General features: G+C 69.1%; 24 protein-coding genes and 1 riboswitch. Of the genes, 14 read left to right on the plus strand and 10 right to left on the minus strand.

Going from position 1 to position 24,472, the window contains the following annotated elements:
• Positions 1-388: 388 nt before the first annotated feature.
• Positions 389-1,864, plus strand: a complete 1,476-nt coding sequence (dnaB, locus tag ABZV77_RS25535) for a replicative DNA helicase (protein ID WP_055565785.1) — start codon at positions 389-391, stop codon at positions 1,862-1,864.
• Positions 1,865-1,927: 63 nt separating this feature from the next.
• On the plus strand, positions 1,928-3,379 hold the full coding sequence (locus ABZV77_RS25540) for an amidase (protein ID WP_356261100.1): 1,452 nt from the start codon (positions 1,928-1,930) through the stop codon (positions 3,377-3,379).
• A gap of 73 nt (positions 3,380-3,452) precedes the next feature.
• Here the strand turns inward: ABZV77_RS25540 and ABZV77_RS25545 are convergent, their stop codons facing one another.
• Both ABZV77_RS25545 and ABZV77_RS25550 read right to left on the minus strand, forming a co-directional pair.
• Entirely contained in the window at positions 3,453-5,027 is a 1,575-nt protein-coding gene (locus tag ABZV77_RS25545; RefSeq protein ID WP_356261103.1) for a S1 RNA-binding domain-containing protein, read from the minus strand.
• Between the two features lie 46 nt (positions 5,028-5,073).
• The gene (locus tag ABZV77_RS25550; protein WP_356261105.1) at positions 5,074-6,027 is read right to left on the minus strand and encodes an SDR family NAD(P)-dependent oxidoreductase; all 954 of its coding nucleotides are present in this window, start codon (positions 6,025-6,027) and stop codon (positions 5,074-5,076) included.
• A gap of 71 nt (positions 6,028-6,098) precedes the next feature.
• On the opposite strand from ABZV77_RS25550, the gene ABZV77_RS25555 reads away from it, so the two are divergent.
• From ABZV77_RS25555 to ABZV77_RS25565, 3 genes are all read left to right on the plus strand, one after another.
• Positions 6,099-6,569: a MerR family transcriptional regulator gene (locus ABZV77_RS25555; RefSeq protein ID WP_356261107.1), complete on the plus strand. Its 471-nt coding sequence runs from the start codon at positions 6,099-6,101 to the stop codon at positions 6,567-6,569.
• A gap of 63 nt (positions 6,570-6,632) precedes the next feature.
• Complete coding sequence (locus tag ABZV77_RS25560; protein ID WP_356261109.1) at positions 6,633-7,097, plus strand: carboxymuconolactone decarboxylase family protein; 465 nt, start codon at positions 6,633-6,635, stop codon at positions 7,095-7,097.
• Between the two features lie 72 nt (positions 7,098-7,169).
• Positions 7,170-8,546: a serine hydrolase domain-containing protein gene (locus tag ABZV77_RS25565; protein ID WP_356261112.1), complete on the plus strand. Its 1,377-nt coding sequence runs from the start codon at positions 7,170-7,172 to the stop codon at positions 8,544-8,546.
• Between the two features lie 148 nt (positions 8,547-8,694).
• On the opposite strand, the gene ABZV77_RS25570 is transcribed toward ABZV77_RS25565, so the two are convergent.
• Together ABZV77_RS25570 and ABZV77_RS25575 are read right to left on the minus strand one after the other, a co-directional pair.
• On the minus strand, positions 8,695-9,147 hold the full coding sequence (locus tag ABZV77_RS25570) for a GNAT family N-acetyltransferase (protein WP_356261114.1): 453 nt from the start codon (positions 9,145-9,147) through the stop codon (positions 8,695-8,697).
• A 44-nt stretch (positions 9,148-9,191) separates the two neighbouring features.
• The gene (locus tag ABZV77_RS25575; RefSeq protein ID WP_356261116.1) at positions 9,192-9,650 is read right to left on the minus strand and encodes a MarR family transcriptional regulator; all 459 of its coding nucleotides are present in this window, start codon (positions 9,648-9,650) and stop codon (positions 9,192-9,194) included.
• A gap of 140 nt (positions 9,651-9,790) precedes the next feature.
• On the opposite strand from ABZV77_RS25575, the gene ABZV77_RS25580 reads away from it, so the two are divergent.
• Complete coding sequence (locus tag ABZV77_RS25580; RefSeq protein ID WP_356261118.1) at positions 9,791-10,999, plus strand: MFS transporter; 1,209 nt, start codon at positions 9,791-9,793, stop codon at positions 10,997-10,999.
• Between the two features lie 53 nt (positions 11,000-11,052).
• The gene (locus ABZV77_RS25585) at positions 11,053-11,481 is read left to right on the plus strand and encodes a heme-binding protein (RefSeq protein ID WP_356261120.1); all 429 of its coding nucleotides are present in this window, start codon (positions 11,053-11,055) and stop codon (positions 11,479-11,481) included.
• A gap of 118 nt (positions 11,482-11,599) precedes the next feature.
• Here ABZV77_RS25585 and ABZV77_RS25590 read toward each other — a convergent pair whose 3' ends face one another.
• A complete protein-coding gene (locus ABZV77_RS25590) occupies positions 11,600-12,469 on the minus strand; it encodes a GNAT family N-acetyltransferase (protein WP_356261122.1) in 870 nt (289 codons plus the stop codon).
• Positions 12,470-12,637: 168 nt separating this feature from the next.
• Here ABZV77_RS25590 and ABZV77_RS25595 point away from each other — a divergent pair, with 168 nt between their 5' ends.
• Together ABZV77_RS25595 and ABZV77_RS25600 are read left to right on the plus strand one after the other, a co-directional pair.
• Positions 12,638-13,270: an HAD-IB family phosphatase gene (locus ABZV77_RS25595; protein ID WP_356261124.1), complete on the plus strand. Its 633-nt coding sequence runs from the start codon at positions 12,638-12,640 to the stop codon at positions 13,268-13,270.
• Positions 13,271-13,696: 426 nt separating this feature from the next.
• Positions 13,697-15,121, plus strand: coding sequence for a globin domain-containing protein (locus ABZV77_RS25600; protein ID WP_356261127.1), 1,425 nt, complete (start codon positions 13,697-13,699; stop codon positions 15,119-15,121).
• Positions 15,122-15,171: 50 nt separating this feature from the next.
• Here the strand turns inward: ABZV77_RS25600 and ABZV77_RS25605 are convergent, their stop codons facing one another.
• From ABZV77_RS25605 to ABZV77_RS25620, 4 genes are all read right to left on the minus strand, one after another.
• The gene (locus ABZV77_RS25605; protein WP_356261130.1) at positions 15,172-15,654 is read right to left on the minus strand and encodes an NUDIX hydrolase; all 483 of its coding nucleotides are present in this window, start codon (positions 15,652-15,654) and stop codon (positions 15,172-15,174) included.
• Between the two features lie 59 nt (positions 15,655-15,713).
• Positions 15,714-16,619: a LysR family transcriptional regulator gene (locus ABZV77_RS25610; RefSeq protein ID WP_356261133.1), complete on the minus strand. Its 906-nt coding sequence runs from the start codon at positions 16,617-16,619 to the stop codon at positions 15,714-15,716.
• Positions 16,620-16,836: 217 nt separating this feature from the next.
• The gene (locus ABZV77_RS25615) at positions 16,837-18,063 is read right to left on the minus strand and encodes a cystathionine gamma-lyase (protein ID WP_356261136.1); all 1,227 of its coding nucleotides are present in this window, start codon (positions 18,061-18,063) and stop codon (positions 16,837-16,839) included.
• A gap of 91 nt (positions 18,064-18,154) precedes the next feature.
• Positions 18,155-18,535 carry a phage holin family protein gene (locus tag ABZV77_RS25620; protein WP_356261139.1) on the minus strand — a complete coding sequence of 127 codons (381 nt, stop codon included), beginning with the start codon at positions 18,533-18,535 and terminating at the stop codon, positions 18,155-18,157.
• 108 nt (positions 18,536-18,643) lie between these two features.
• Between ABZV77_RS25620 and ABZV77_RS25625 the strand changes: the two genes are divergently transcribed.
• From ABZV77_RS25625 to ABZV77_RS25640, 4 genes are all read left to right on the plus strand, one after another.
• Entirely contained in the window at positions 18,644-18,961 is a 318-nt protein-coding gene (locus ABZV77_RS25625) for a cupin domain-containing protein (RefSeq protein WP_356261142.1), read from the plus strand.
• Positions 18,962-19,136: 175 nt separating this feature from the next.
• Positions 19,137-19,358 carry a DUF5326 family protein gene (locus ABZV77_RS25630; protein WP_356261145.1) on the plus strand — a complete coding sequence of 74 codons (222 nt, stop codon included), beginning with the start codon at positions 19,137-19,139 and terminating at the stop codon, positions 19,356-19,358.
• Positions 19,359-19,704: 346 nt separating this feature from the next.
• Positions 19,705-20,439 (plus strand): helix-turn-helix domain-containing protein, encoded by a 735-nt coding sequence (locus ABZV77_RS25635; protein ID WP_356261614.1) that lies wholly within the window; start codon positions 19,705-19,707, stop codon positions 20,437-20,439.
• A gap of 103 nt (positions 20,440-20,542) precedes the next feature.
• Positions 20,543-20,980, plus strand: coding sequence for an SsgA family sporulation/cell division regulator (locus tag ABZV77_RS25640; protein WP_356261148.1), 438 nt, complete (start codon positions 20,543-20,545; stop codon positions 20,978-20,980).
• A 52-nt stretch (positions 20,981-21,032) separates the two neighbouring features.
• Here ABZV77_RS25640 and ABZV77_RS25645 read toward each other — a convergent pair whose 3' ends face one another.
• Positions 21,033-22,445: a YibE/F family protein gene (locus ABZV77_RS25645; RefSeq protein ID WP_356261151.1), complete on the minus strand. Its 1,413-nt coding sequence runs from the start codon at positions 22,443-22,445 to the stop codon at positions 21,033-21,035.
• 71 nt (positions 22,446-22,516) lie between these two features.
• Positions 22,517-22,672: riboswitch (TPP riboswitch) on the plus strand.
• On the opposite strand from ABZV77_RS25645, the gene thiC reads away from it, so the two are divergent.
• Positions 22,665-24,452, plus strand: a complete 1,788-nt coding sequence (thiC, locus tag ABZV77_RS25650; protein WP_356261154.1) for a phosphomethylpyrimidine synthase ThiC — start codon at positions 22,665-22,667, stop codon at positions 24,450-24,452. It overlaps the preceding riboswitch by 8 nt.
• The last annotated feature ends 20 nt before the right edge of the window (positions 24,453-24,472 follow it).

Here is a 24,472-nt window from a genome sequence, read left to right on the forward strand (position 1 = left end):
GCGCCGTCACGCGTCGTTTGCGGGGATCTTGGTCCGACTGGGAAAGTTTTTCTTCTGCACAGCCGGTGGATGGGAAAGTCGCAGGTCAGGGCGTGTTTCACAAACTCGCTGAGGGCTTGTTCACAGGGCTGTCCACCGGGCCGTGCACAGGTTTGGCGGAGTTCTCCACAGCATCGGGCCCGTCATCCACACCGCCTGTGGATAACCAGATTGGCTGACGGTGCCCACAGGCCTACCGTGGTCCGGCGCCCGCCTCTTCGTACGACCTCGGAAAGACCGAAAAACCGACGCGTCAGAACCGGAGTTGGGCCCCCTTATTTGTCAGTGTCGTGCCGTAGGAAAGAGGGGCACGGCGAGGTCCGCACGGCGGACGGGAGGAGGTGGCCCGGTGAGTATCTCCGAGCCTTTGGACGACCCCTGGGCCGACAGCGGTCCCAGTGACCGTCTGCCCGTCTCCCGCCAGCGCCGCGAGGGTGGCAGGGGCCGTGACGAACAGCACGACCGCGGCCGCGAGGGCGGTTGGGACGGCGGGGGTTCGTCGTTCGAGCGCGTCCCCCCGCAGGATCTCGACGCGGAGCAGTCGGTGCTCGGCGGCATGTTGCTCTCCAAGGACGCCATCGCCGATGTCGTCGAGGTCCTCAAGGGCCACGACTTCTACCGGCCGGCGCACGAGACGATCTACGCCTCGATCCTCGACCTCTACGCGAAGGGCGAGCCGGCCGACCCGATCACCGTGGCGGCCGAGCTCACCAAGCGCGGTGAGATCACCAAGGTCGGCGGCGCATCGTATCTGCACACACTGGTCCAAACGGTCCCGACCGCGGCGAACGCGGAGTACTACGCGGAGATCGTCCACGAGCGAGCGGTGCTGCGCCGCCTCGTGGAGGCCGGCACGAAGATCACGCAGATGGGATACGCGGCCGACGGCGACGTCGACGAGATCGTCAACAGCGCCCAGGCCGAGATCTACGCGGTCACCGAGCAGCGCACCACCGAGGACTACCTCCCGCTCGGCGACATCATGGAGGGCGCTCTCGACGAGATCGAGGCGATCGGCTCGCGGTCGGGGGAGATGACCGGTGTGCCGACCGGCTTCACCGACCTCGACCAGCTCACCAACGGCCTGCACCCGGGCCAGATGATCATCATCGCGGCCCGTCCCGCCATGGGTAAGTCGACGCTGGCCCTCGACTTCGCGCGGGCCTGTTCGATCAAGCACAACATGCCGAGCGTGATCTTCTCGCTCGAAATGGGGCGCAACGAGATCGCCATGCGTCTGCTGTCCGCCGAGGCGCGCGTGGCCCTGCACCACATGCGCTCCGGCACGATGACCGACGAGGACTGGACGCGCCTCGCCCGGCGCATGCCGGACGTCTCCGCGGCCCCGCTCTACATCGACGACTCCCCGAACCTGTCGATGATGGAGATCCGCGCCAAGTGCCGCCGCCTCAAGCAGCGGAACGACCTGAAGCTCGTCGTCATCGACTACCTGCAGCTGATGCAGTCCGGCGGATCCAAGCGGTCCGAGAGCCGCCAGCAGGAGGTCTCGGACATGTCGCGAAACCTGAAGCTGCTGGCCAAGGAGCTGGAGCTGCCGGTCATCGCGCTCTCGCAGCTGAACCGTGGCCCCGAGCAGCGCACGGACAAGAAGCCCATGGTCTCCGACCTGCGTGAGTCCGGCTCGATCGAGCAGGACGCGGACATGGTGATCCTGCTGCACCGCGAGGATGCGTACGAGAAGGAGTCACCGCGCGCGGGCGAGGCGGACATCATCGTGGGCAAGCACCGTAACGGCCCCACGGCGACGATCACCGTTGCCTTCCAGGGCCACTACTCGCGCTTCGTGGACATGGCGCAGACCTGATCAACGGCTTGTGCGAATCGGCATTTCCTGCCCTCCTCGAGGTGCCGTTACGGTCCCCGATTCATGGAGCAGATTTTTCTGACGGCCGAGAAAATGACGGCTGCCTTGCGTGCCGGTGAAGTGACCTCGGCAGAACTGACCGATGAGGCGATCGCCCGTATCGAGCGGGACGACAAGCCGATCAACGCCATCTGTGTGCCGGACTTCGACGGTGCACGGGACGCCGCGCGCCGCGCCGACCAGGCGCGCGCCGACGGTGAGGACGGGCCGCTGCTCGGCATTCCGGTGACGGTCAAGGAGTCCTACAACATCGCCGGTATGCCCACGAATTGGGGCATGCCGGCACATCGGGACTTCATGCCGACCGAGGACGCGGTGCAGGTGTCGCGGCTCAAGGCCGCAGGTGCGGTGGTGCTCGGCAAGACCAATGTGCCCTTGGGGCTGCAGGACATACAGAGCTTCAACGAGATCTACGGCACCACCAACAACCCGTGGGATCACAGCCGCACATCGGGTGGATCCTCCGGCGGATCGGCGGCGGCCCTGGCGTCCGGATTCGGCGCGCTGTCCATCGGCTCCGACATCGCCGGTTCGTTGCGCACCCCCGCACACTTCTGCGGCGTCTACGCGCACAAGCCGACGCTCGGGCTGGCGGCGACCCGCGGTATGGTCCCGCCGCCCGGACCGGCGTTGCCGACCGAACCCGACCTCGCCGTCGTCGGGCCGATGGCGCGCAGCGCCCGCGACCTCACGCTCCTGCTCGACGTCATGGCCGGACCGGATCCGCTGACGCACGGTATGGCGTACGACTTGACGCTGCCGCCCGCGCGCCACGAGCGGCTCGGCGACTTCCGGGTCCTGGTCCTCGACGAGCATCCGATCATTCCGACCGGCTCCGCGGTGCGGGCGGGCGTGCGGCGTGTGGCCGACGCGCTTGCCGACGGCGGCGCCCACGTCGAACGGCGCACTCCGCTGCTGCCCGATCTGACCGAAGCCGCCATGCTCTACCGGCAGTTGCTGTTCTCGAGTTCCGTCGCACGTTTCCCCGTCGAGGAGTACGAGCAGGTGCGGGCGCACGCCGCCGGACTGAGCGCGGACGACCAGAGCCTCGATGCGGCGCTGCTGCGCGGCATGGTGTGCAGCCACCGTGACTGGATGGAGGCGAACAACCGTCGTGAGGTCCACCGCCATGGCTGGCGGCAGCTCTTCGCGGAGTTCGACGCCGTGCTGTGCCCCATCACGCCCACTCCCGCGTTCCCGCACGACCACAACCCCGATCCGAGAGAGCGCCGGATCGACATCGACGGCGTCGAGTACCCGTACTTCGACCAGCTCGTCTGGGCCGGTCTGGCCACCATGCCCGGCCTGCCCGCCACCGCCATCCCCACGGGCCGGTCCCCCGAAGGTCTGCCCGTGGGAGTGCAGCTCATCGGCCCGATGTTCGAGGACCGCACCCCGCTTCGGCTGGCCGAGCTGCTCGAGCAGGAGATCGGCGGCTTCCAGGCACCGGAGTAGGTAACCGCACGCGAGGCACTGCAGGCGATGACGCAGGCAGGGCGCAAGCTGAGGGTTCGTACCCCGTCCGGGGTCACGCCTCCGGGGCGGCCCGGCGGTGCGAGAGGGTGATGAGTCGCCGGGCCGGGTCCACGTCGAGGATCTTGACCCGGAGGATGGCGCCGACCTCGATGCCGGGCTGAGGGCCGTCCGAAGGCGCGTCCTCCAGTTCGGAGTTGTGCACCAGCCCCTCGAAGCCGTCCGCCCGCTCCTCGATGCGTACGAAGACACCGAACGGCACGATCTTGGTGACGGGGCCTACTACTGTCCGACCGATCATTGCCTGGAGCTGAGGCATCGGGTCTTCGTGGAGGGCCTTGAGGGACAGGGACACGCGTTCACGCGCGAAGTCGATGTCGAGGATCTCGGCGCGGATCTGCTGGCCGACGGAGACGGCTTCGGACGGGTGGTCGAGGTGGCGCCAGGACAGCTCGGGGATGTTGATGATCGCCTTGAAGCCTGAGCTGTCGGCCATATCGGAGCTGTCGGCCATGCCGACGTTGCCGCCGATGTCCACGAAGGTGACACCGAAGTCGGCGACGTGGACCACCGTGCCGCTGGTGATGTCACCTCGGCGGAGCGTCTTGAGGAAGGCGTACGTGCGGTCACCGGGGGCGGGGTCGGTCCGCCAGCGGGCGCGGATCACTCCGTCGCTGTCCGGCACGACGGCGGTGAACAACGGGACGCGCTCATCGGCGTCCATGGACAGGAGCGCCGCCGCGTCGGCCCCGGACATCCGGTCGGCCAACTGCTCGAACTCGGTCTCGTCGACGACAGCGCTGTGGATCAGGCCGTCCCCGTCCTGCCAGACCCCTTCGACCAAGCCGTCCGCGGGGAGGCCGTCGAGGACCGCTGCGGTGTCGGACGACAGGCCGGGCCACACGGCGAGACGGGCGCGAGGAGCGATCCGGGAGCGGACCTCTTCGACGGCTCGGTGGGCGAGTCGGTGCCAGCGCGTCACGCCATCGATGTACGTCTCTTCCAGGAGCCCGGCACGGCCGGTGGCGACCGCCCAGCTCACGCAGTCCCAGAACTCGTCGTCGCCCGGCCGGACCATGCCCTCGTCGTCGGTCTTCACGTCGTACGGAGAGGCTTCCAGGCGCTCCGGGAACAGCCCCAGAGCGCGGGTCCGGGCCAAGGCCCCTTCGACGGGCCGACCGCTGCCGACATAGAGGTACTGGTCCCAGCCCACGTGCACGGCGAACGCGTCCTCCCACTCCAGTCGGCACCAGGCACCCGACTCGCGCAGCATGAGACGCGTCAGCTCGAGCCCGACGGCCAGCGGTACTTCCGCCCCGTCGTGGAAACCGTCGTGGATGCCGTCGGGACCGGCCGGGAAGAGCGCGCCGAGCCCCACGCTGCCCGAGCCGTGCCCCGCGTCGGCCGGAGGGTGCCCGGTGCCGAAGTGCGCGAGGGACGGGACTGACGGCTCGCGCACGGACAGCCGGTCGATCCCGGCCTCCTCGGCGAACGCCTGGACCGCGTGGAGGTAGGCCGCCTCCTGCGCGCCGTGGTCGCTGACGCTGTCCTCGGCGCCGGTGTAGTGACCGTGGGCGTCGCGGTCGGCCGGGTCGTACTTGGTCACGCGGTAGGTGTAGGGAAGCTGCACGCGTCCATCTTCCGGCAGCGTTCGGATGTTGCTCGGAGCCAGAACCTCAGAACGCGCTGAGCCCGGTGAGCTCGCAGGAGACGTCCCAGAGCCGGGCCGCCGCGTCGGGATCGACGGCCCAGGGCTTGACGCCGCCGATCAGCATGTCGTCGGTGGTGGCCGGTCCGGCGATGTCGCAGTCCTGGCAGTACGCCCCTCCCCGGCCGTCCAGCAGGGGCGAGGTCGCCGCCCACACCGCCGTTGCCGCGCCTTGCTCCGGGGTCTTGAAGCCGACGGCGGGCGTCCCGTCCGGAGTCACCCAGCCCTGCGCGAGCCACTCCTCGCGCGGGATGTGGCGCTGCAGCGGAGTGAGGATGCTGCCGGGGTGCACGGCGTAGGCGCGCAAGCCATGGTCGGCGCCGAGGTGGTTCAGGTGCAGCGAGAAGAGGGCGTTGGCGGTCTTGGACTGGGCGTAGGCCAGCCACCGGTCGTAGCCGGTGCGGAAGTGGAGGTCGGTCCAGCGGATGCCGGAGAGGAAGTGTCCGGAGGAGGCGACGGCCACGACGCGGGCCCCGTCCGGTGCGAAGGCCGGGCGCAGACGGTGGGTCAGTGCGAAGTGCCCGAGGTGGTTGACGGCGAAATGAGCCTCCCAGCCGGGGCCGACGCGTGTCTCCGGGCAGGCCATCATGCCCGCGCCGTTGATGAGGATGCCGAGCGTGCGGCCGGTGTCGAGGAAGCGTTCGGAGAAGACGCGGACGCTGTCCAGGTCCGCGAGGTCGAGGGCGTGCACCTCGGTCCTGGGCAGGCCGCGCAGGGCGTGCTCGGCGGTCTCGGGGCGGCGGGCGGGGACGACGACGTGCGCGCCCGCGCGGACGAGGGCGCGGGTCGTCGCGAGCCCGAGGCCGGAGTATCCACCGGTCACAAGGGCCGTGGTGCCCGCCAGTTGCATGCCTGCGAGAACGTCGTCGGCCGTGCTGTGGGCGCCGAAGCCCGTGCCGAGCTTCCGCTGTTCGGTGATCATGGCTGCGACGCTAAAACCTAGAGCGTGCGCTAGGTCAAGAGACAGCTCGACCAGCAACGTACGGTCGCGTCATGAGCGAGTATCCGGGCGCCGCGCCCGAGGGGAACACGAGTGGCCTGTCCATCGGGAAGGTCGCCGAGGCAACCGGCCTGAGCGTGCACGCGCTGCGGTTCTTCGAGCGGGAAGGGCTCTTCCTGCGCGAGATCCCGCGGACCGGCGGAGGGCGGCGCAGCTACGAACAGGCTGACGTGGACTGGCTCCTGCTGTGCGGGCGGCTTCGGGTCTCGGGCATGCCGATCGCCACGATCAAGAAGTTCGCGGCGCTCGTACGCTCCGGGCCCGGTAACGAGCGGGACCGCCTGGCGCTTCTCCAGGAGCACGAGCGCGACGTACGCGCGAAGATCGACGACCTCAACGCCTGCCTGGAGGTCGTCCACGGCAAGGTCGTCACCTACGAGCAGCACCTGCGCGACGGGACGGCCGCCGGCCTCTGGTCGCCGGGGACGCTCACATCTCCGCGTCGCGATTCGTCGGTGCAATGACGGACCACAACGACGCCACTGCGGCCAACAGCGGCGCCGGGCAGACGCTTGAGGAGAAAACTCATGCAGGCTCGTATGCAGAACCCCGCCTTGATCATCCCTGAGGCCATGACGGCCTTGCTGAACCTGTCCCAGGTCACCAGGAAGCAGGGACTGTCCCAGGCGACGATCGAGCTGGTGCAGCTGCGCGTGAGCCAGATCAACGGAAGCAGCGTCTGCGTGGACGGGAACGCGCGCAGTGCCGCCGCGGCGGGCGCCACCGAGGAGCAGCGCTCGGCGGTGGCAGGCTGGCGGCACTCGTCCTGCTTCACGGCCGCGGAGCGCTCCGCCTTCGCCCTCGCGGAGGCCGCCACCCGGCTCGCCGACCGGCCCGACCCGGTGCCTGCCGCGATCTGGGGCGAGGCCGCGCACCATTTCACCGAGCGGGAGCTGGCGGCGATCGTCCTCGCCATCGGCGTGGCCAACATGCTCAACAGGATCAACATCACCACCCGGCGGCGCGCGGGCTCACAGCCTTGGGAGTGCTGACCCGGAGAGGCATGTCGGCGAGGCCCGTCGAATTCGCTCGACGCACGGGCGACTCCCAGGTGAACTGGTCCCATGACAACACCCCGTGAAGAGCTGCTCCCTTCCACCCGCCGAGCCCTGCTGCACCGAATCGCCACCGCCCAGACGGAGGGCCGGTCCCCCTCACTGGTGGCTGCGGTGGCCCGGGACGGTGAGCTGGTTTGGGCCGGTGGCCGCAGCATGGTGGACGGGCACGAGCCGGACGAGGACGTCCAGTACCGCATCGGCTCGATCACCAAGACCTTCACCGCCGTACTGGTGATGCGGCTGCGTGACGAGGGCGTCCTTGACCTCGGCGACCCGCTGGAGAAGCACCTGCCGGGAACCGGCGCGGGGGAGGCGACGATCGCCGAACTCCTCGCGCACACCGGTGGGCTGGCGGCCGAGACGCCGGGAGAGTGGTGGGAGCGCACTCCGGGAACGACTCGCCCGGAGCTCGCGGACATCCTTGGTGAGGAACCCTTCAAGCACCCTGTCGGCAGGCGCCACCACTACTCCAACCCCGGCTATACGTTGCTGGGTTCGCTGGTGGAGGCGCTGCGGGGCGCTCCGTGGGAGGACGTGCTGCACCGCGAGGTGCTCGAACCGCTGGGGCTGAACCGTACGAGTGCGCAGCCCCAGGCTCCGCATGCCGGAGGCTGGGCCGTGCACCCGTGGGCGGACGTGATGATGCCGGAGCCCGTCGAGGACCTGGGCCTGATGGCGCCGGCCGGTCAGCTGTGGTCCACGACGGCGGACCTGGTGCGCTTTGGACACTTCCTGGTCAAGGGCGACGACCGGGTCCTCGGTGCGGATTCCGTACGGGAGATGCGGACGCCGTCGGCGCCGCTGCCGACCGGGGAATGGGACAGGGCGTACGGCCTGGGAGTGGACCTGCTGCGGTGGGAGAGGGGCAGCCTGGCGGGGCACGGCGGTTCGCTGCCGGGCTTCCTGGCCGCCCTGTGGGTGAGCGAGGCGGACGGTCTGGCCGCGGTCGCGCTCGCCAACTGCACGTCAGGGCCGCCGGTGGCGGCGCTGGCCGTGGATCTGGTGAAGATCGTGGCCGATGCCGAGCCCCGGATCCCGGAGCCGTGGCGGCCGCTCCCCGAAGTCGACCAGAAGGTGCTGGAGCTGGCGGGCCCCTGGTACTGGGGGACTCAGGTGCTCGTGCTGCGTCTGACGGCCGATGGCGGGGTGGAGCTGGGGCCGTTGTCCGGGGCGGGGCGCTCGGCTCAGTTCCGGCCCAACGGTGACGGCACATGGACGGGGCTCAACGGGTATTACGCGGGGGAGCTGTTGAAGGCGGTACGGCGGCCTGACGGATCGGTGAGCCACCTCGATGTGGGGTCGTTCGTCTTCGCCCGCAAGCCGTACGACGAGGGGGCGCCGATTCCGGGCGGGGTGGACGCGCAGGGGTGGCGGGGCTTCTAGCCTTCTGCCTCTCTGGTTCCCCTGGTCTTTCGGGGTTCCTCGCGATGCATGGTGACGGGGCCTGTTTCACGTGAAACAGGCCCTGTTTCACGTGAAACGGGCGCATCTGCCGGTGCAGATGCCGCTGCCGCCGCAACCAAGAGTGGCTTCAGAGCTGCAACTTGAAGCCCAGGTGCGACGCCGAGAACCCGAGCCGCTCGTAGAAGCGATGGGCGTCGATACGGGTGGCATCGGACGTCAGCTGCACCAACTGGCAGTTCTGGCGCCGGGATTCCGCAACGGCCCATTCGATGAACCGCGTACCGAGCCCGCTGCCGCGCTCGTCGGCGTGCACGCGTACGCCCTCGATGATCGAGCGAGTGGCGCCCTTCCGGGAGAGCCCCGGAACGATCGTGAGCTGGAGCGTGCCGACGACGCGTCCCTCGCGCACGGCGACGACCAGATGCTGGTTCGGGTCACCGGCCAGCCGCTCGAACGCCGTGACGTACGGAGTGAGGTCGTCCGGCGACTCGCGTGCCGCGCCCAAGGGGTCATCGGCGAGCATGCCCACGATGGCGGGCAGATCCGCGGCGACAGCAGGGCGTATTTCAAGATCTCCCATGGACCGCAGCCTATGCGGAGGCCTCGGCCCATGGGTCTGCGCGGTTACGCGGCCACGCACAGCGTCTCGACGGCATTGACCAATGGCGCGAGCTCCGGGTTCTGCGCGGCCTCGTCGAGCGCCTCGCGCAGGGCGGCGTCGTTCGTGGGACGCGCCTCGGCGAGGAGCGCGGCGCCGGTCTCGCTGACGTCGGTGTAGATGCCGCGGCGGTCGGTGGGGCACAGATAGCGGGCCAGCAGCCCGCGCTCCTCCAGCCGGGTCACCAGGCGTGTGGTCGCGCTCTGGCTCAGGACCACGGCGTCGGCGACCTGCTTCATCTGCAGGTGGCCACCTTCGCCGTCGTGCTGGCGGTTGAGCACGTCCAGGAGCCCGTACTCCCGCACGCTCAGGCCGTGCTTGGCCTGGAGAGCGCGCTCTACGTGGGCCTCGATCTTCCCGTGGAGCAAAGAGAGGGCGCACCAGCCTTGGGCGAGCGCGGTGAGTGCGGGGTCTGTCGCTGTCATGGCTCTTGTTCCTCCGTTCCGGAGCGGCTGCACCCAGAGTAGTCCACCCGGTGCAATATCCAGCGCTTGCATATAGCCCGCGTCTGCAACTATTGTGGACGCACGTTAAGCGCACCTGCAACCGTTTGGAAGGTAGATCCATGCCTCTCGCGCTTCTGGCCCTCGCGATCGGGGCTTTCGGAATCGGAACCACCGAGTTCGTGATCATGGGGCTGCTTCCCGAGGTCGCGGGTGACTTCGGTGTCTCCATCCCGACGGCCGGCTTCCTCGTGACCGGCTACGCCCTCGGCGTCGTGCTCGGCGCCCCGCTGATGACCGCCCTCGGCACCCGCATCCCGCGCAAGCGCATGCTGATGCTGCTGATGGGCCTCTTCGTCGTCGGCAACCTGCTCTCCGCCGTGGCCCCGGTCTTCGGCGTGATGCTGGCCGGCCGTGTCGTCGCCTCTCTCGCGCACGGCGCCTTCTTCGGCATCGGCTCGGTCGTCGCGGCCGAGCTGGTCGCTCCCGAGAAGAAGGCCGGGGCCATCGCCATGATGTTCTCCGGCCTCACGGTCGCCAACGTGGTCGGCGTTCCGCTCGGCACGCTGGTGGGCCAGGCCATCGGCTGGCGGATCACCTTCGTGATCGTCGCCGCCCTCGGTGTGGTCGGCCTGTTCGGCATCGCCAAGCTCGTGCCGGACCTGCCCAAGCCCGAAGGCGTACGGCTGCGGGACGAGATCGGGGCCTTCCGGAACGTACAGGTGCTGCTCGCCATGGCGATGACGGTCCTCGGCTTCGGCGGCGTCTTCGCGGCCATCACCTACATCACGCCGATGATGACGGACGTCGCCGGCTACGCGGACTCCTCCGTGACCTGGCTGCTCGTCCTCTTCGGACTCGGCATGGTCGGCGGCAACCTCGTCGCGGGACGGCTCGCGGACCGCGCGCTGATGCCGATGCTGTACGTGACGCTCGGCTCCCTCGCCTTGGTGCTCGGCCTGTTCACCTTCACCGCGCACAACAAGGTCGCGGCCGCCGTGACCGTGCTGCTGATCGGAGCGCTGGGCTTCGCGACCGTGCCGCCCCTGCAGAAGCGCGTCCTGGACTACGCCTCGGGCGCCCCGACGCTGGCCTCCGCGGTCAACATCGGCGCCTTCAACCTGGGCAACGCGCTGTCGGCCTGGCTCGGAGGGCTCGTCATCTCCGCCGGGTTCGGCTACACCGCCCCCAACTGGGTCGGCGCGGTGCTCGCCGCTTCCGCCCTCGTCCTGGCCATCGTCTCGGCCGCCCTGGAGCGTCGCTCCGGAGCACTCAGCCCGATCGTGGCGAGCGCGGCACCGGTCGAGCAGCGGACGCCTGTCCACTACTGACCCTCCATCCCCCTCCGTACCCCCAAGCACCACCCCGCAAGGAGAAACCCCTCATGAGCACCACCACCCCCACCGCTGTCGCCCCGCTGACCATCGGCGACGCCGAGGCCCTCGTCACCGCGGCCCGCCGCGCCGCCGAGGAAGCCGGTGTCACGGTCAGCGTCACCGTCCTCGACGCGGGCGGCCACCTCCTCGCCTTCCGGCGTGACGACCGGGCCGTCCTGATCTCCGGTGAGACCAGCACCCGCAAGGCGTACACCGCCCTTCAGCTGAACGCCCCGACCGCCGACCTCGTCGACGCGGTCCAGCCCGGCGGCCTCTTCCACACCCTGCCCACCGCGCTCGACCGCCCCCTGCTCTTCATCGCGGGCGGGGTTCCGGTCCACCGTGACGGCCGTCTGATCGGTGCGGTCGGTGTCGGCGGCGGTGCGCCCGAGCAGGACCACGGCTTCGCGACGGCGGCCGTCGAAGCCCTCGCGTAGCAGGTCAGAGGCATACGAGAAGGCCCGCTCCCGGAGATTCCGGGGGCGGGCCTTTCTGCGAAGCGGCAGCTTCCGACGGTGGTCGACGCGGCAGTTTCCGGCGGCGGCGACTGCCGGATCAGCCCGCCGCGACCGTCAGCGGGGCGAAACGGCGGGACCAGTCGCCGGGAAGCTCCGGCGTTCCATACGCCATCACGGCGTTGAATGCGACGGACTCCAGGCCGCTCTCCTTCACCCACGCCAGAAGCTCTTCATGCCGCACGTCGATGTCGGTGCGCAGCGGTCGGTCCGTACCGGCGCCGAGGGAGGCGATCAGGGCCTTCGCGGTCTTGGTGTCCCGTGCGACGAGCGGGCCCACGACATGTGTCTCCATGTTGGGCCAGGCGCCCGCGTAGCCGACGATCCTGCCGTCGGCCACCGCGACCCGCAGCTGGTCCGTGAAGGCGGGGAGCCGGGTGATCACATGCATGCGGTCGTGGCCGAAGACCTCGGTGTCGAGCCGGATGATGGCGGTCAGGTCCTCCGCGGTGGCGGGCCGGGTGGCGACATCGGGCAGTGCTCCCACCGGAGCGAAGCGCCCCCTGACCATCTCGGCCCGGCCGATCACCTCGAAGCCGAGCTGCTCGTAGAGGGGGCGGCCGTTCGGGGTCGCGTGGAGGGTCAGAGGGGTGGTGCCCGATTCCTCGATGGCGTACTGCATCAGTCGGCGGCCGAGGCCCTGGCGGGCGTACCGCTCGGCTACGAGGACCATGCCGATCGCCGCGAGACCGGGGCGCTCATAAGGGCCGTACTGGGTCACTACGTAGGCGCCCATGAGGCCGTTGCCGTCAGGGGCGTCGATGCCGTAGCCCGTTCCGGCCGACAGCAGCAGGCCCCACTTGTGTTCTTCACGCGGCCAGCCCCGGTCCTCGGACAGATCGGCGCAGGCCCGCAGATCGCGGGGGGTCAGTCGGCGGATGGGCGGTGCGGAGAGGGAAGGTGTCGACACGCGGGTCAGGCTGTCTGACGTACATCCTCGGCGTCCACCCGTTTGTGGGCAGAAGCACGTAGCTTTTGGCCACGGTTCAGCTGCTCGTTTCACGTGAAACACGGCACCGAGGGAGAAGACGGGGGCTTCCGACGGCAGAAGCAGCCGTGGGTACTAGCCTCGGCGGACATGGCACGCCTACACCTCTTCGATCTGGACGGGACGCTGCTGCACGGCACGGCGGCTCCGGTGGAGATCTCGCGGCAGCTCGGTCTGGACGCGGAGATCACCGAACTCGAGCGGGACTTCGTGGCAGGGCACCTCGGCTCACCCGAGTACGCGGCGCGAGTGCACGCCCTGTGGGCGGAGCTCACGGAGGCACAAGTGACGGCGGCCTTCGAGGGCGCCCCCTGGCTCGACGGCATCCAGGAGACCTGGGCCGAGATCCGGGAGGGCGGTGACTACTGCGCGGTCGTGTCCCTCTCACCGTCGTTCTTCGTGGAGCGGCTCGTCGGGTGGGGCGCCCATGCCGCGCACGGGTCGGTCTTCCCTGCCGTGCCGTTCACCGAGCCCGTCGATCCGACGGGCATCCTCAACGCGGCGGCCAAGGTGAAGATCGCGGACCGGCTCTGTGAAGAGTTCGGGCTGGGCAGGGACGATTGCGTCGCGTACGGTGACTCGCTTTCCGACCTGGACTTGTTCGGCGCGGTGCCCGTTTCCGTGGCGATCAATGCGGATCAACGGCTGGTGAGCCTGGCCACGCACTCCTATGTCGGGCGTGATCTGCGTAAGGCGTACGAATTGGTCCGGCACGACCGGTAATTGAGGCAATTGGCAGGCAGGCCCCTTGAATTCAAGGCGAAGGGGAGAGGGCCTTGTGCGTCCGGCGGCTGCCGGTATGGTCGATCAAGGTCCGTGCCGGGTGGGTCTCTTCGCACTCCGGGGGCGCGGCGCGCAGGTAAAAGAAGCCTAACGGGGCATAGAGATCAAGAACCCGTACTTCTTGTTATGCCGCCGACGCGGCGGCGGGGAATGGGATGCTGCGATGAGGCAGCTGCGGCCAATGTCACATTCTCGACCTACTTGTCCGTAGGGTCCGGGGTCGAGGTTCAATGTGGCCATATCAGCCATCGAGGCGGAAAGCGCGGGGACAGAGACAGGGCGGGGACGGCACAGGGCGGGGACAGCAAGCAGCTTCCGGCAGGGAGTGCGCAGACCGACCGAGAGATGTTCGAGGCGAGGCACAGCATGGACGCTCCGACCACCACGTCGGCGGATGACAGCACTTCCGGCGACGGAGGCGGCTGGTTCACCCCGCGAAAGACGCCACAGGGGCCGGAGAACGGGGAGCAGCACCAGCCCGACGCTTCCGCGCCGCCCGCCACGGAGGCCCTTCCCGGCGCCTTCGCGCCGCCCGCCGCCGAACCGCAGGACAGGCGAATATCCGCCGCCCCGGCCGTTCCGCCCGAGCAGCGGACTGTTCCTCCTCAGGCGCAGCCCGTGTCTCCTCAGGCGCAGTCCACAGCGCCCCCGATATCCGCCCAGCAGCCGAAGGCGGCACAGAAGGCCTCCCCCGATGCCGTGCTGGTGCAGCGCACGATGGCCGAAATAGCGCCCGTCGCCGACAAGGTCACCTCGTACTTCTACGCGCTGCTCTTCACCCGCCACCCCGACCTCCGCGCCTTGTTCCCCGTGGCGATGGACACCCAGCGCGACCGGATCCTCAAGGCGCTGCTGACCGCCGCCGAGCACATCGACCACACCGACGTCCTCGTCTCGTACCTGAAGAACCTCGGGCGCGGACACCGGAAGTACGGCACCCAGCCCGAGCACTATCCGGCCGTCGGCGAGTGCCTGATCGGCTCCCTGAGCCGGTACGCGAGCGCGATCTGGGACCAGGAGACCGAGGCCGCCTGGGTCCGGACGTACACGACGATCTCCCAGGTCATGATCGACGCGGCTGCCGAGGACGAGCTGCGCGCCCCCGCCTGGTGGTTCGCCGAGGTCGTCTCGCACGACCTCAGGACCTCTGACATCGCTGTCGTCACGGTCCGGCCCGATCAGCCGTACCCCTTCCTCGCAGGGCAGTACACCAGCCTGGAGACCCCCTGGTGGCCCCGCGTCTGGCGGCACTACTCCTTCGCGTCGGCCCCGCGCCCGGACGGGCTGCTGTCCTTCCACGTCAAGGCGGTGCCCGCCGGGTGGGTCTCCAACGCCCTGGTGCACCACGCCCGTCCCGGTGACATCCTGCGGCTCGGCCCGCCCACCGGTTCGATGACCGTCGACCACACCACCGACAGCGGACTGCTCTGTCTGGGCGGCGGCACGGGCATCGCGCCCATCAAGGCCCTCGTCGAGGACGTCGCGGAACACGGCAGACGACGCCCCGTGGAGGTCTTCTACGGAGCGCGCACCGATCACGACCTGTACGACATCGACACGATGCTGCGCCTGCAGCAGTCCCACCCCTGGCTCGCCGTCCGGCCGGTCGTCGACCAGCGGGCCCAGCTGCCGGACGCCGTGCGCGAGTACGGCCCGTGGAACGAGTACGACGCGTACCTCTCGGGACCGCCCGGCATGATCCGCAACGGCGTGGACGCCTTGAGGGACATCGGTATCCCGGAGGGCCGGATCCGCCACGACGCCGTCGAGGAACTGGTGGCGTCGGAGTAGGCAGGCCCTGTTCCGGGTCGGTGGAGGTCGCCCAGCTCGGGGCGGAGGCGTCAGCCCAGGTCAGGGGCGTGCATCGCGCGTACGCCCTCGATGTTGCCGTCCAGATAGTGCCGCAAGGACAGCGGTACGAGATGGACCGAGGCGATGCCGACCCTCGTGAAGGGCACGTGCACGATCTCGTACTCGCCGCACGGCTCCTCGATCTCGGGGCCGTGCCGCAGGCCGGTGTCCATGGACTCCAGGCGGCAGACGAAGAAATGCTGCACCTTCACACCGGTCGCGCCGCCGTCCTCGCCGATGTGCTCGACGGTGTCGACGAAGCAGGGCACGACATCGGTGATCTTGGCGCCCAGTTCCTCGAGAACCTCGCGATGGAGCGCGTCGACGACGGAGTCGTCCTCCGGCTCCACGCCGCCTCCCGGAGTGACCCAGTACGGATCGACGCCCGGCTTGCTGCGCTTGATCAGGATCAGGTCGTCTCCGTCCAGCAGGACGGCGCGTGCGGTGCGCTTGACCACGGGTCGGACGGTCATGGGGGAAATGTGGCCCGGACTGTTCCACGTGAAACATCGTGAACCAGTCGGGCCCCCCATCAAGCCCAGTCGACCGCAGCGCGCAGAAGCCACTCGTGCGCCCGCGCAATGTGCGGCATGGAGAGTGTTCCGGTGCGTACTGCCAAGAAGTACGTACGCAAGGGGGGCACCACAGGGTCGAGCAGAGCCACGATGTCGCCGCGCTCCAGGGCCGGGGCACACAGGTAGCGGGGCAGGACGGCGAGCCCCGCGCCCGCGGTCGCGCAGGCGAGGACGGCGCGCAGATCCGGCACGATGACGGCGCCCGACGCCGTGGGGCGGGCGTCGAAGACGGCGGCCCAGTAGCGGGAGACGAACGGCAGCGACTCGTGGACCTCGACCACCGGAAGATTCTCGAACGGCAGCGTTGCCCGGTGATGCAGCCCGTCGGCCCCCACACGGGCCGCCCAGCGCTCCCCCGCGACCAGGACGTGCTCCTCGTCGCAGAGCGGTGTCGCGGTGAGCAGCGGGCCGCGTGGCCTGACCGTGGTGATGGCGAGGTCGTGGTGGCCTGCGGCGAGCCCTTCCAGCGTCTCCTCGGCGGTGCCGAACGAGGCACGCAAGGCGTGGCTGTGGCCGTCCTGGTCGGTCAGAGCGGTGAGTGCGGGCAGTGCGCGCTCCGCGGTGAACTCCGGCGGTCCCGCGAGGTGGAGAGTGCGTACCGACGAGTCCTCGTCGAGACCGGTCTCGACGATCTCCACCAGGGCGTCCAGATGGGGTGCGGCCTTGTGCGCGAGCTCGTCGCCGATGGTCGTGGGGGTCACCCCGCGGGCCTGACGTAGGAAGAGGGGCCTTCCCAACTGCCGCTCCAGCGTGCGGATCTGGGACGTGACGGCAGGCTGGGAGAGCCCGAGCAGAGCTGCCGCGCGGGTGAAGGAGCCAGCCCGGTGCACCGTCACGAAGGTGCGCAGCAGGGCCAGATCCATGGCGACGTGCCTCCCCTTCGTGTTCTCAGGGCGCGCCCAACTATAAATATGTCGATAGCTTTCTGTCGCTACTGTGATTGGACACTGACACAGAGTCAACTAGCCTTGTTCGCGCGGTTCTTCGCGCGCGGAACCGGAACGGTCCGAGCCACGAGGGGGGAGGCTCGGACCGTTCGTTGTACGTAGCCGGGGCGCCGGAGCGAGCGCCCGGGGCCGGTCAGTCGTCGGAAGCGGACGCCTCGTCCAGCGCACGCAGCACGTCCGCCACGAGGTCGTCGGGGTCCTCGGCGCCCGCGGAGAAGCGGATGAAGCCCTCCGGAACGGCGTCGCCACCCCAGCGCCCGCGGCGCTCGGCCGTCGACCGCACGCTGCCGAAGCTGGTCGCGTCGTCGACCAGACGCAGCGCTCCGAGGAAACGCTCGGCACGTGCGCGCGTCGGCAGCGTGAACGAGAGCACGCACCCGAAGCGGCGCATCTGCCGCGAGGCGACCTTGTACGAGGGATCGTCGGGCAGCCCGGGATAGCGCAGTCCTGCCACCTCGGCGCGGCCGCGCAGGGCCTCGGCGAGGGCCAGCGCATTCGCGTTCTGCCGGTCGGCACGCAGCTGCAGCGTGGCCAGCGAGCGATGCGCGAGCCAGGCCTCCATCGGCCCGGGGATCGCCCCGACGATCTTGCGCCAGCGCCGCACCGACGCCGTCAGCTCCGCGTCACGGCAGGCGACGTACCCCAGGAGGATGTCTCCGTGGCCGGTGAGCATCTTGGTGCCGCTGGCCACCGCGAAGTCCGCGCCGAGTTCGAGAGGGCGCTGGCCGAGCGGTGTCGCCAGGGTGTTGTCGACCGCCACCAGCACGCCACGCGCGTGTGCCGCATCGGCGAGCCGCCGCACGTCGCACACGTCGAGCCCGGGGTTGGACGGCGTCTCGATCCACAGCAGCTTGGCGCCGTCCAGGACGTCGAGCTGGGCGTCGTCGCCCGTCGGGGCGGTGCGCACCTCGATGCCGTACGCCGTGAGCTGCTCGCGGACCAGCGGCAGGACCTGATAGCCGTCGTCCGGCAGGACCACCGCGTCACCGGCGCGCAGCTGTGAGAACAGGACCGCCGAGATCGCGGCCATGCCGGAGGCGAAGACCAGGGTCTCGACGTCCGCACCCGAGTCCGGCGCCTCGAGCTCGCCGATGGCGCGCTCCAGATGCGTCCAGGTGGGGTTGTCGTCGCGCCCGTAGGCGTAGCCGCCCGTGGGGTCGCCCGGCAGGTGGAAGTGTGCGGCGAAGACAGGACCGGGCAGCGTCGGCTCGTGTTTCACCGGCTCGGGCAGTCCGACCCGGACCGCCCGCGTACCGTCGCCGAGACCCGCACCGCTGCCGTGGGATTCCTGCGGGCCACCGCGCCGGGCCGAGCCGTCGCCGTTGGCGCCGCTGTTTCCTATGGGTCCCGATTCCGTCATGCCGCCCGCCTTTCCACTGCTTCACGTACAGCGCCGAGCAGGCCTTCGCTCGCCGCCTCCACCATTCTCGGGTACGCCCCGGACCGCTCGGTCAGTCGTTGTCGTCGGGCAGGACGACGTTCATGGCCCACGACACGACCGAGATGATCAGGCCACCCAGAACGGCGGTCCAGAACCCCTCGACGTGGAAGCTCACGTCGAACTTGTCGGCCAGCCACGAGGTGAGCAGCAGCATCAGGGCGTTGACCACCAGGGTGATCAGGCCGAGGGTCAGGATGAACAGGGGGAAGGTGAGGACCTTCACCACGGGCTTGACCAGGAAGTTCACCAGCCCGAAGAGCAGGGCGACGACGATGAGCGTGCCGACCTTCTTGCCCGTGCTGTCGCCGGTCAGGGTGATCTTGTCGAGCAGCCATACGGCGACGGCCAGGGCCGCGGCGTTCGCGATCGTCTTGACTACGAAATTCTTCATGTGTCTGATCGTGGCAGACACGGGCCGGGAACGGTCGGCCCACCTGGGCCCGCGACCAGCAGGGCGCGCAGTGGCAGCACGGTCATCAGCGAGGGGTGTACGACGGCGATGAAGGCTTTCCGGCTGGACGAGCTGGAGGCGGAGCGTGCCGCTAACGACGGCGCGTATCTGCAGTTCCTGCGCGAGAAGAACATGTCGGTCGGGCTGTACGCGCTCAATGCCGGGGACACCGACCCGCAGCAGCCGCACGGGCAGGACGAGGTGTACATGGTCGTCAGCGGGCGCGCGGCGATCACCGTGGGCATGGAGACGACGCAGGTGGCGCGGGGCAGCGTGGTCTATGTGCCGGCCGGTGTCGCCCACAAGTTCCACCACATCAGCGAGGACCTGCGGGTGCTCGTAGTGTTCTCTCCTCCGGAGTCCTGATCTCCCTCCGCAGGTTGACCTCTTCAGGGCTCCGACCTCGGGGTTCCCTAAGGGTCGGATCAGGGGAGGACAAGGGCTCCGAGGCCCCCGCGGAGCCCTTCGGCGCCCTAGCATCGAATGCAAGAAGCCAGGAACCTGCGGAGATTCAGAAGCAGAGCGGAGAGAGGTAAGGACGATGGCAACCAAGGAGATCTTTGCGGGAATGCCGTGGTGGGTGAAGTGGGTGGCCGTGCCGGTCGTCGCACTCGTCGTGTTCGGCAGCTTGATAGCGACCGTGGTCGGATTCGTGGTCGGCCTGCTCTTCAAGGCACTCCTATTCGTAGCCTTGGTCGGCGGACTCATCTATGTCGTACGGAAGTTCATATCCGGCTCGTCCTCGTCGCGTACCGACTGGTGATTCTTCCCGGGGGTTCCCTCGGGCGGGGGAAGTTTCCCGGTGGGGCGCCGTAGGACGGTGGCCGAGGATTAGAGTCCGGAATCCGACGTGGGGGCCGATCCCCGCGGACGGGCATACGCGTACCGCTCTTCCCTCACTACCCGGGCACGGGCGGGCCCTCCACGCGCTTCGGGAGTGAACCTTGGCCGCGGTCGACACCAGCACCTCACCGGTCGACACCACCAGCTCGCCGGTCGACGCCACCACATCACCGGCCGGCACGGACCCCACCACCGCCACCGGCACGGACTCTGTCACGGGCACAGACTCCGCCACCGGCACGGACCCCGTCGGCGGGCCGACCCTCATCGGTTCCGTCCAGCGGGCGATGCGCCTGCTGGAAGCCGCCGCGTCGCACCAGAGCGGGGCGCCCGCAAAGCAGTTGGCGCGGGAGGCGGGAATCGCGCTCCCCACCGCGTACCACCTGCTCCGCACCCTGACCCACGAGGGCTATCTGCGCCGGGACAAGGGCGTGTTCGTGCTCGGCGAGGCAGCCGAGCGGCTGAGCAGCAGCGGAGCGCAGCAGAACCGACGCGCAAGGATCGACGAGACCCTGGCGCACTGGCGCGACACCATCGGCGTCCCCGTGTACTTCGCCGTCTACCGGGAGGGGGAGATCGAAGTCATGGCCGTCGCGGACACCCCGGGCAACCCCGCCGTCGAGGAATGGGCGGACTTCCGGGAGACGGGACATGCCCACGCGATCGGCCAGTGCCTGCTGGGCCAGCTCGACGACAAGGCAAGACAGGACCACCTCGACCGCTACCCGGTTCAGTCGATCACGCGCTACTCGGTCCGGGACGACCGCACGTTCATCCGGCGGCTCGACGCGATAGAGCGCATGCGGCCCGTCGTGGAGCGCCAGGAGTACGCGCTCGGGACGCTCTGCGCGGCTGTCCCGATCATGGCCGGGGACACCGCGGCGACCATGGCCATTTCCGTACCCTCCTCGCAAGCCGATCGACTGCTGCCGGCGGCCGAAAAGTTGCAGCGGGAGATCGGAAAGCTACTAGGGACACTCGCCTTCTCTATCAGCATCTGAAAACTCACTCCTTGTGATCTGGTGCTCACGTTAAGCAAGATGCCAGATGTGTCAGGGAGCTGGTTCCTGGCCACTTGAGGGCCAAGTGACGGGGTAGGGCGCGATGGGCGAGACGGTGCAGGCAGAGGTCATGATGAGCTTCCTTGTTTCCGAGGAGCTGTCGTTTCGCATCCCGGTGGAGCTGCGCTACGAGCTCGCGGACCCCTATGCCGTGCGGCTGACGTTCCATCTGCCGGGGGACGCCCCGGTGACCTGGACCTTCGGGCGGGAGCTGCTGGTCGACGGGGTGGGCAGGCCGTGCGGGGACGGGGATGTGCGCGTCGAACCCACCGACTCCGCGATGCTGGACGAGGCCCTGATCAGGCTTCAGGTCGGCGCCGATCAGGCGCGGTTCAGGGTGGGCATCCCTCCGCTGCTCGCCTTCCTCGACCGTACGGACAAGCTGGTGCCGCTGGGGCAGGAGCGGGCGCTCGCCGACTTCGAGACCCATCTCGACGAGGCGCTCGACCGGATCCTCGGAGAAGAGCAGAACGCGGGTTGAGCCGATGACGCCAACAGGCGCAGGCTGATGGCATTTTGATGCATTTGGGGATCTAGCGCTTGCGGCGCCGCCCCTTCCCCCCGCGGGGCGCCCGGATCGCCCCGCCGCCGGTCACACCGCCTCCGTCGCGGCTGCCCACGACTGCCCCCGTGGCGGAGCCGGAGCCGGTGGTGCGGTCCGCCGAGACGACCAGGGCGGCCAGCGCCGTCGTCACCGGTACGGAGGCGACCAGGCCGATCGAGCCGATCAGGGTGCGCACGATCTCCTCGGCGACCAACTCGCTGTTGGCCACCGTGCCCACGCTGGACTGCGCGATGGAGAAGAGCAGCAGCAGGGGCAGCGCGGCACCCGCGTAGGCGAGGACGAGGGTGTTGACGACCGAGGCGATGTGGTCGCGGCCGATGCGGATGCCCGCGCGGTACAGGCCACGCCAGCCCATCGTCGGATTGGCCTGATGCAGTTCCCAGACGGCGGAGGTCTGGGTGACCGTCACGTCGTCGAGGACACCGAGCGAGCCGATGATGACGCCCGCGAGCAGCAGGCCGCTCATGTCGATGGACGGGTACAGGCCATGAATGAGGCCGGTGTTGTCGTCCGTGTTGCCGGTCAGCGCGGCCCAGCCGATGAAGAGCGAGCCGAGCAGGCCGATGAGCAGGAGGGAGATGAGCGTGCCGAGTACCGCGACCGATGTCCGGGCTGTCAGGCCGTGGCAGAGATAGAGCGCGATCAGCATGATGGCGCTCGCCCCGATCACCGCCACGACCAGGGGATTCGACCCCTGGAGGATCGCCGGGAGGATGAAGAACGTGAGCACCATGAAGCTGATGGCGAGTGCGACCAGGGCCATCACGCCGCGCAGTCGGCCCACGACCACGACGGCGAGCGCGAAGATGCCGGCGAGCAGCGCCATCGGCATCTTGCGGTTCACATCGATGACGGAGTACTGCAGGCCTTCGGGGGCCTTGGGCTCGTAGGCGACCACCACCTGCTGGCCCTGCTTCAGTTGGCGCGGCGAGTCCGGCTGGATGATCTCCGTAAAGGTGCGGCCCTTGTCGTCGCCGCTGGCCACCTCGACCGTCGCCTTCTTGCAGGTGCCCGTCGCCGCGGACTGTGCGGACTGGCCCTCGGCCGTGGAGGTGTCACCGTTCGGCGGGGTCTGCGAGGGGCTGAGGTCCTTGCAGGGCAGTTCCCGCACCTTCGTGACCTTCGCCGACTGTGTCTGCCGGTCGAATCCGACGCCGGTGCGTTCGTGGCTCGGCGTGCCACCCGGCCACAGCACCATCAGGCCCACGACGACCGCGGTGGCGAAGGGAATCAGTACCGCGGCGATGACCTTGCGCAGATGCTTCGAGACCGGCGCGGCCGGGCCGTGGCTGTGGGAATGCCCGTGTCCGTGCCCCTCCGGAGGCGTCGCGGAAACAGGCGGCTGCGAGGGCGGCGGGGGCGGCGGCTCTGTGGTGGTCACTGCCCGATCATCGCAAGAACGGGAGGGGCCCTCTGTTCAGCGCGCCCGACATGACGCTAGCGTGGAGCCACCTTTGCAATCGCGGGAGCTCGGAGCACCGGGCTGAGAGGGCGCTGACCTTCGTACGAATCGGCACGAGATGTGCACGAACCGTACGGAAGCCGCTGCGTCGACCGCCGAACCTGTTACCGGGTAATGCCGGCGTAGGGAGTAGGTCTCATGACCACATCGGACGCACGCACGCCTGCCTCGACGCAGAACCAGAGCGACGAGGCCGGGAAGTCCATCGGCTGGCACAAGGCGTATGTCGAGGGTTCGCGCCCCGACCTGCGTGTGCCGGTCCGCCAGGTGCACCTCACCAATGGCAAGGCCGTCACCCTGTACGACACTTCGGGCCCGTACACCGACCCGTCGGCGGAGACCGACGTCCGCCGCGGCCTGGCGCCGCTGCGGGAGAACTGGATCATCGCCCGCGGCGACACCGAGGAGTATGTGGGCCGACCGCCGCGTCCCGAGGACGACGGCATCAAGCACACCTCGCCCCGCGGCGGGCTCAAGAACCTCGACGCGGTCTTCCCCGGCCGCCCCCGCCAGCCGCGGCGTGGCCGCGAAGGCCAGGCGGTGACGCAGCTCGCGTACGCCAGGCGCGGCGAGATCACGCCCGAGATGGAGTTCATCGGGATCCGCGAGGGCATGGACCCCGAGATCGTGCGGGAAGAGGTCGCCGCGGGCCGCGCGGTGATTCCCGCCAACGTCAACCACCCGGAGATCGAGCCGATGATCATCGGCAAGAAGTTCCTGGTGAAGGTGAACGCCAACATCGGCAACTCCGCGGTCACCTCCTCCATCGAGGAGGAGGTGGACAAGATGACCTGGGCGACCCAGTGGGGCGCCGACACGGTCATGGACCTCTCCACGGGCCGCAACATCCACACCACCCGCGAGTGGGTCCTGCGCAACTCCCCCGTGCCGATCGGCACCGTCCCCCTCTACCAGGCCCTGGAGAAGGTCGACGGCAAGGCCGAGGAGCTGACCTGGGAGATCTACAAGGACACGGTCATCGAGCAGGCCGAGCAGGGCGTGGACTACATGACGGTCCACGCGGGAGTGCGCCTCCCGTACGTGCCGCTCACCGCGCGCCGCAAGACCGGCATCGTCTCGCGCGGCGGCTCGATCATGGCCGCCTGGTGTCTCGCGCACCACAAGGAGAGCTTCCTCTACGAGCACTTCGAGGACCTCTGCGAGATCCTCGCGGCGTACGACGTGACGTACTCGCTCGGCGACGGTCTGCGGCCCGGATCGATCGCGGACGCCAACGACGAGGCGCAGTTCGCCGAGTTGCGGACGCTCGGGGAACTCAACACGATCGCCAAGCGTCACAACGTACAGACGATGATCGAGGGCCCCGGTCACGTCCCGATGCACAAGATCAAGGAGAACATCGACCTCCAGCAGGAGATCTGCGAAGAGGCGCCGTTCTACACGCTCGGCCCGCTCACCACGGACATCGCGCCCGCCTACGACCACATCACCTCCGGCATCGGCGCCGCGATGATCGGCTGGTGGGGCACGGCCATGCTCTGCTACGTCACGCCCAAGGAGCACCTGGGCCTGCCCAACCGCGACGACGTGAAGACGGGTGTCATCACGTACAAGATCGCGGCGCACGCGGCGGACCTCGCCAAGGGGCACCCGGGCGCACAGGACTGGGACGATGCGCTCTCGGACGCACGCTTCGAGTTCCGCTGGGAGGACCAGTTCAATCTGGCCCTCGACCCGGTCACGGCACGGGAGTTCCACGACGAGACCCTGCCGGCCGAGCCCGCGAAGACGGCACACTTCTGCTCGATGTGCGGGCCGAAGTTCTGCTCGATGAAGATCTCGCAGGACATCCGGCGCCAGCACGGCGGTGACCTCGGTTCCGAGGACATCGAGGCGGGGATGGAGCAGAAGTCCAAGGAGTTCGCGGCCGCGGGCAACCGGGTCTATCTGCCGATCGCCGACTGAGGCCCAGTGACTCAGGCTCC

Origin of the sequence: Streptomyces sp. NPDC004732 (genome assembly GCF_040609235.1) — a bacterium.
In the GTDB taxonomy this organism is placed as follows: Bacteria; Actinomycetota; Actinomycetes; order Streptomycetales; family Streptomycetaceae; genus Streptomyces.

Bases quoted from the DNA above. Each gene is read 5' to 3' on its own strand.
- ABZV77_RS25610 (WP_356261133.1), bottom strand. From the start codon at position 16,619: ATGGATCTGGCCCTGCTGCGCACCTTCGTGACGGTGCACCGGGCTGGC.
- ABZV77_RS25625 (WP_356261142.1), top strand. From the start codon at position 18,644: ATGAAGGCTTTCCGGCTGGACGAGCTGGAGGCGGAGCGTGCCGCTAAC.
- ABZV77_RS25540 (WP_356261100.1), top strand. From the start codon at position 1,928: ATGGAGCAGATTTTTCTGACGGCCGAGAAAATGACGGCTGCCTTGCGT.
- ABZV77_RS25580 (WP_356261118.1), top strand. From the start codon at position 9,791: ATGCCTCTCGCGCTTCTGGCCCTCGCGATCGGGGCTTTCGGAATCGGA.
- ABZV77_RS25615 (WP_356261136.1), bottom strand. From the start codon at position 18,063: ATGACGGAATCGGGACCCATAGGAAACAGCGGCGCCAACGGCGACGGC.
- ABZV77_RS25555 (WP_356261107.1), top strand. From the start codon at position 6,099: ATGAGCGAGTATCCGGGCGCCGCGCCCGAGGGGAACACGAGTGGCCTG.
- ABZV77_RS25585 (WP_356261120.1), top strand. From the start codon at position 11,053: ATGAGCACCACCACCCCCACCGCTGTCGCCCCGCTGACCATCGGCGAC.
- ABZV77_RS25605 (WP_356261130.1), bottom strand. From the start codon at position 15,654: ATGACCGTCCGACCCGTGGTCAAGCGCACCGCACGCGCCGTCCTGCTG.
- ABZV77_RS25575 (WP_356261116.1), bottom strand. From the start codon at position 9,650: ATGACAGCGACAGACCCCGCACTCACCGCGCTCGCCCAAGGCTGGTGC.
- ABZV77_RS25620 (WP_356261139.1), bottom strand. From the start codon at position 18,535: ATGAAGAATTTCGTAGTCAAGACGATCGCGAACGCCGCGGCCCTGGCC.
- ABZV77_RS25595 (WP_356261124.1), top strand. From the start codon at position 12,638: ATGGCACGCCTACACCTCTTCGATCTGGACGGGACGCTGCTGCACGGC.
- ABZV77_RS25600 (WP_356261127.1), top strand. From the start codon at position 13,697: ATGGACGCTCCGACCACCACGTCGGCGGATGACAGCACTTCCGGCGAC.
- ABZV77_RS25640 (WP_356261148.1), top strand. From the start codon at position 20,543: ATGGGCGAGACGGTGCAGGCAGAGGTCATGATGAGCTTCCTTGTTTCC.
- ABZV77_RS25560 (WP_356261109.1), top strand. From the start codon at position 6,633: ATGCAGGCTCGTATGCAGAACCCCGCCTTGATCATCCCTGAGGCCATG.
- ABZV77_RS25550 (WP_356261105.1), bottom strand. From the start codon at position 6,027: ATGATCACCGAACAGCGGAAGCTCGGCACGGGCTTCGGCGCCCACAGC.
- thiC (WP_356261154.1), top strand. From the start codon at position 22,665: ATGACCACATCGGACGCACGCACGCCTGCCTCGACGCAGAACCAGAGC.
- ABZV77_RS25570 (WP_356261114.1), bottom strand. From the start codon at position 9,147: ATGGGAGATCTTGAAATACGCCCTGCTGTCGCCGCGGATCTGCCCGCC.
- ABZV77_RS25630 (WP_356261145.1), top strand. From the start codon at position 19,137: ATGGCAACCAAGGAGATCTTTGCGGGAATGCCGTGGTGGGTGAAGTGG.
- ABZV77_RS25565 (WP_356261112.1), top strand. From the start codon at position 7,170: ATGACAACACCCCGTGAAGAGCTGCTCCCTTCCACCCGCCGAGCCCTG.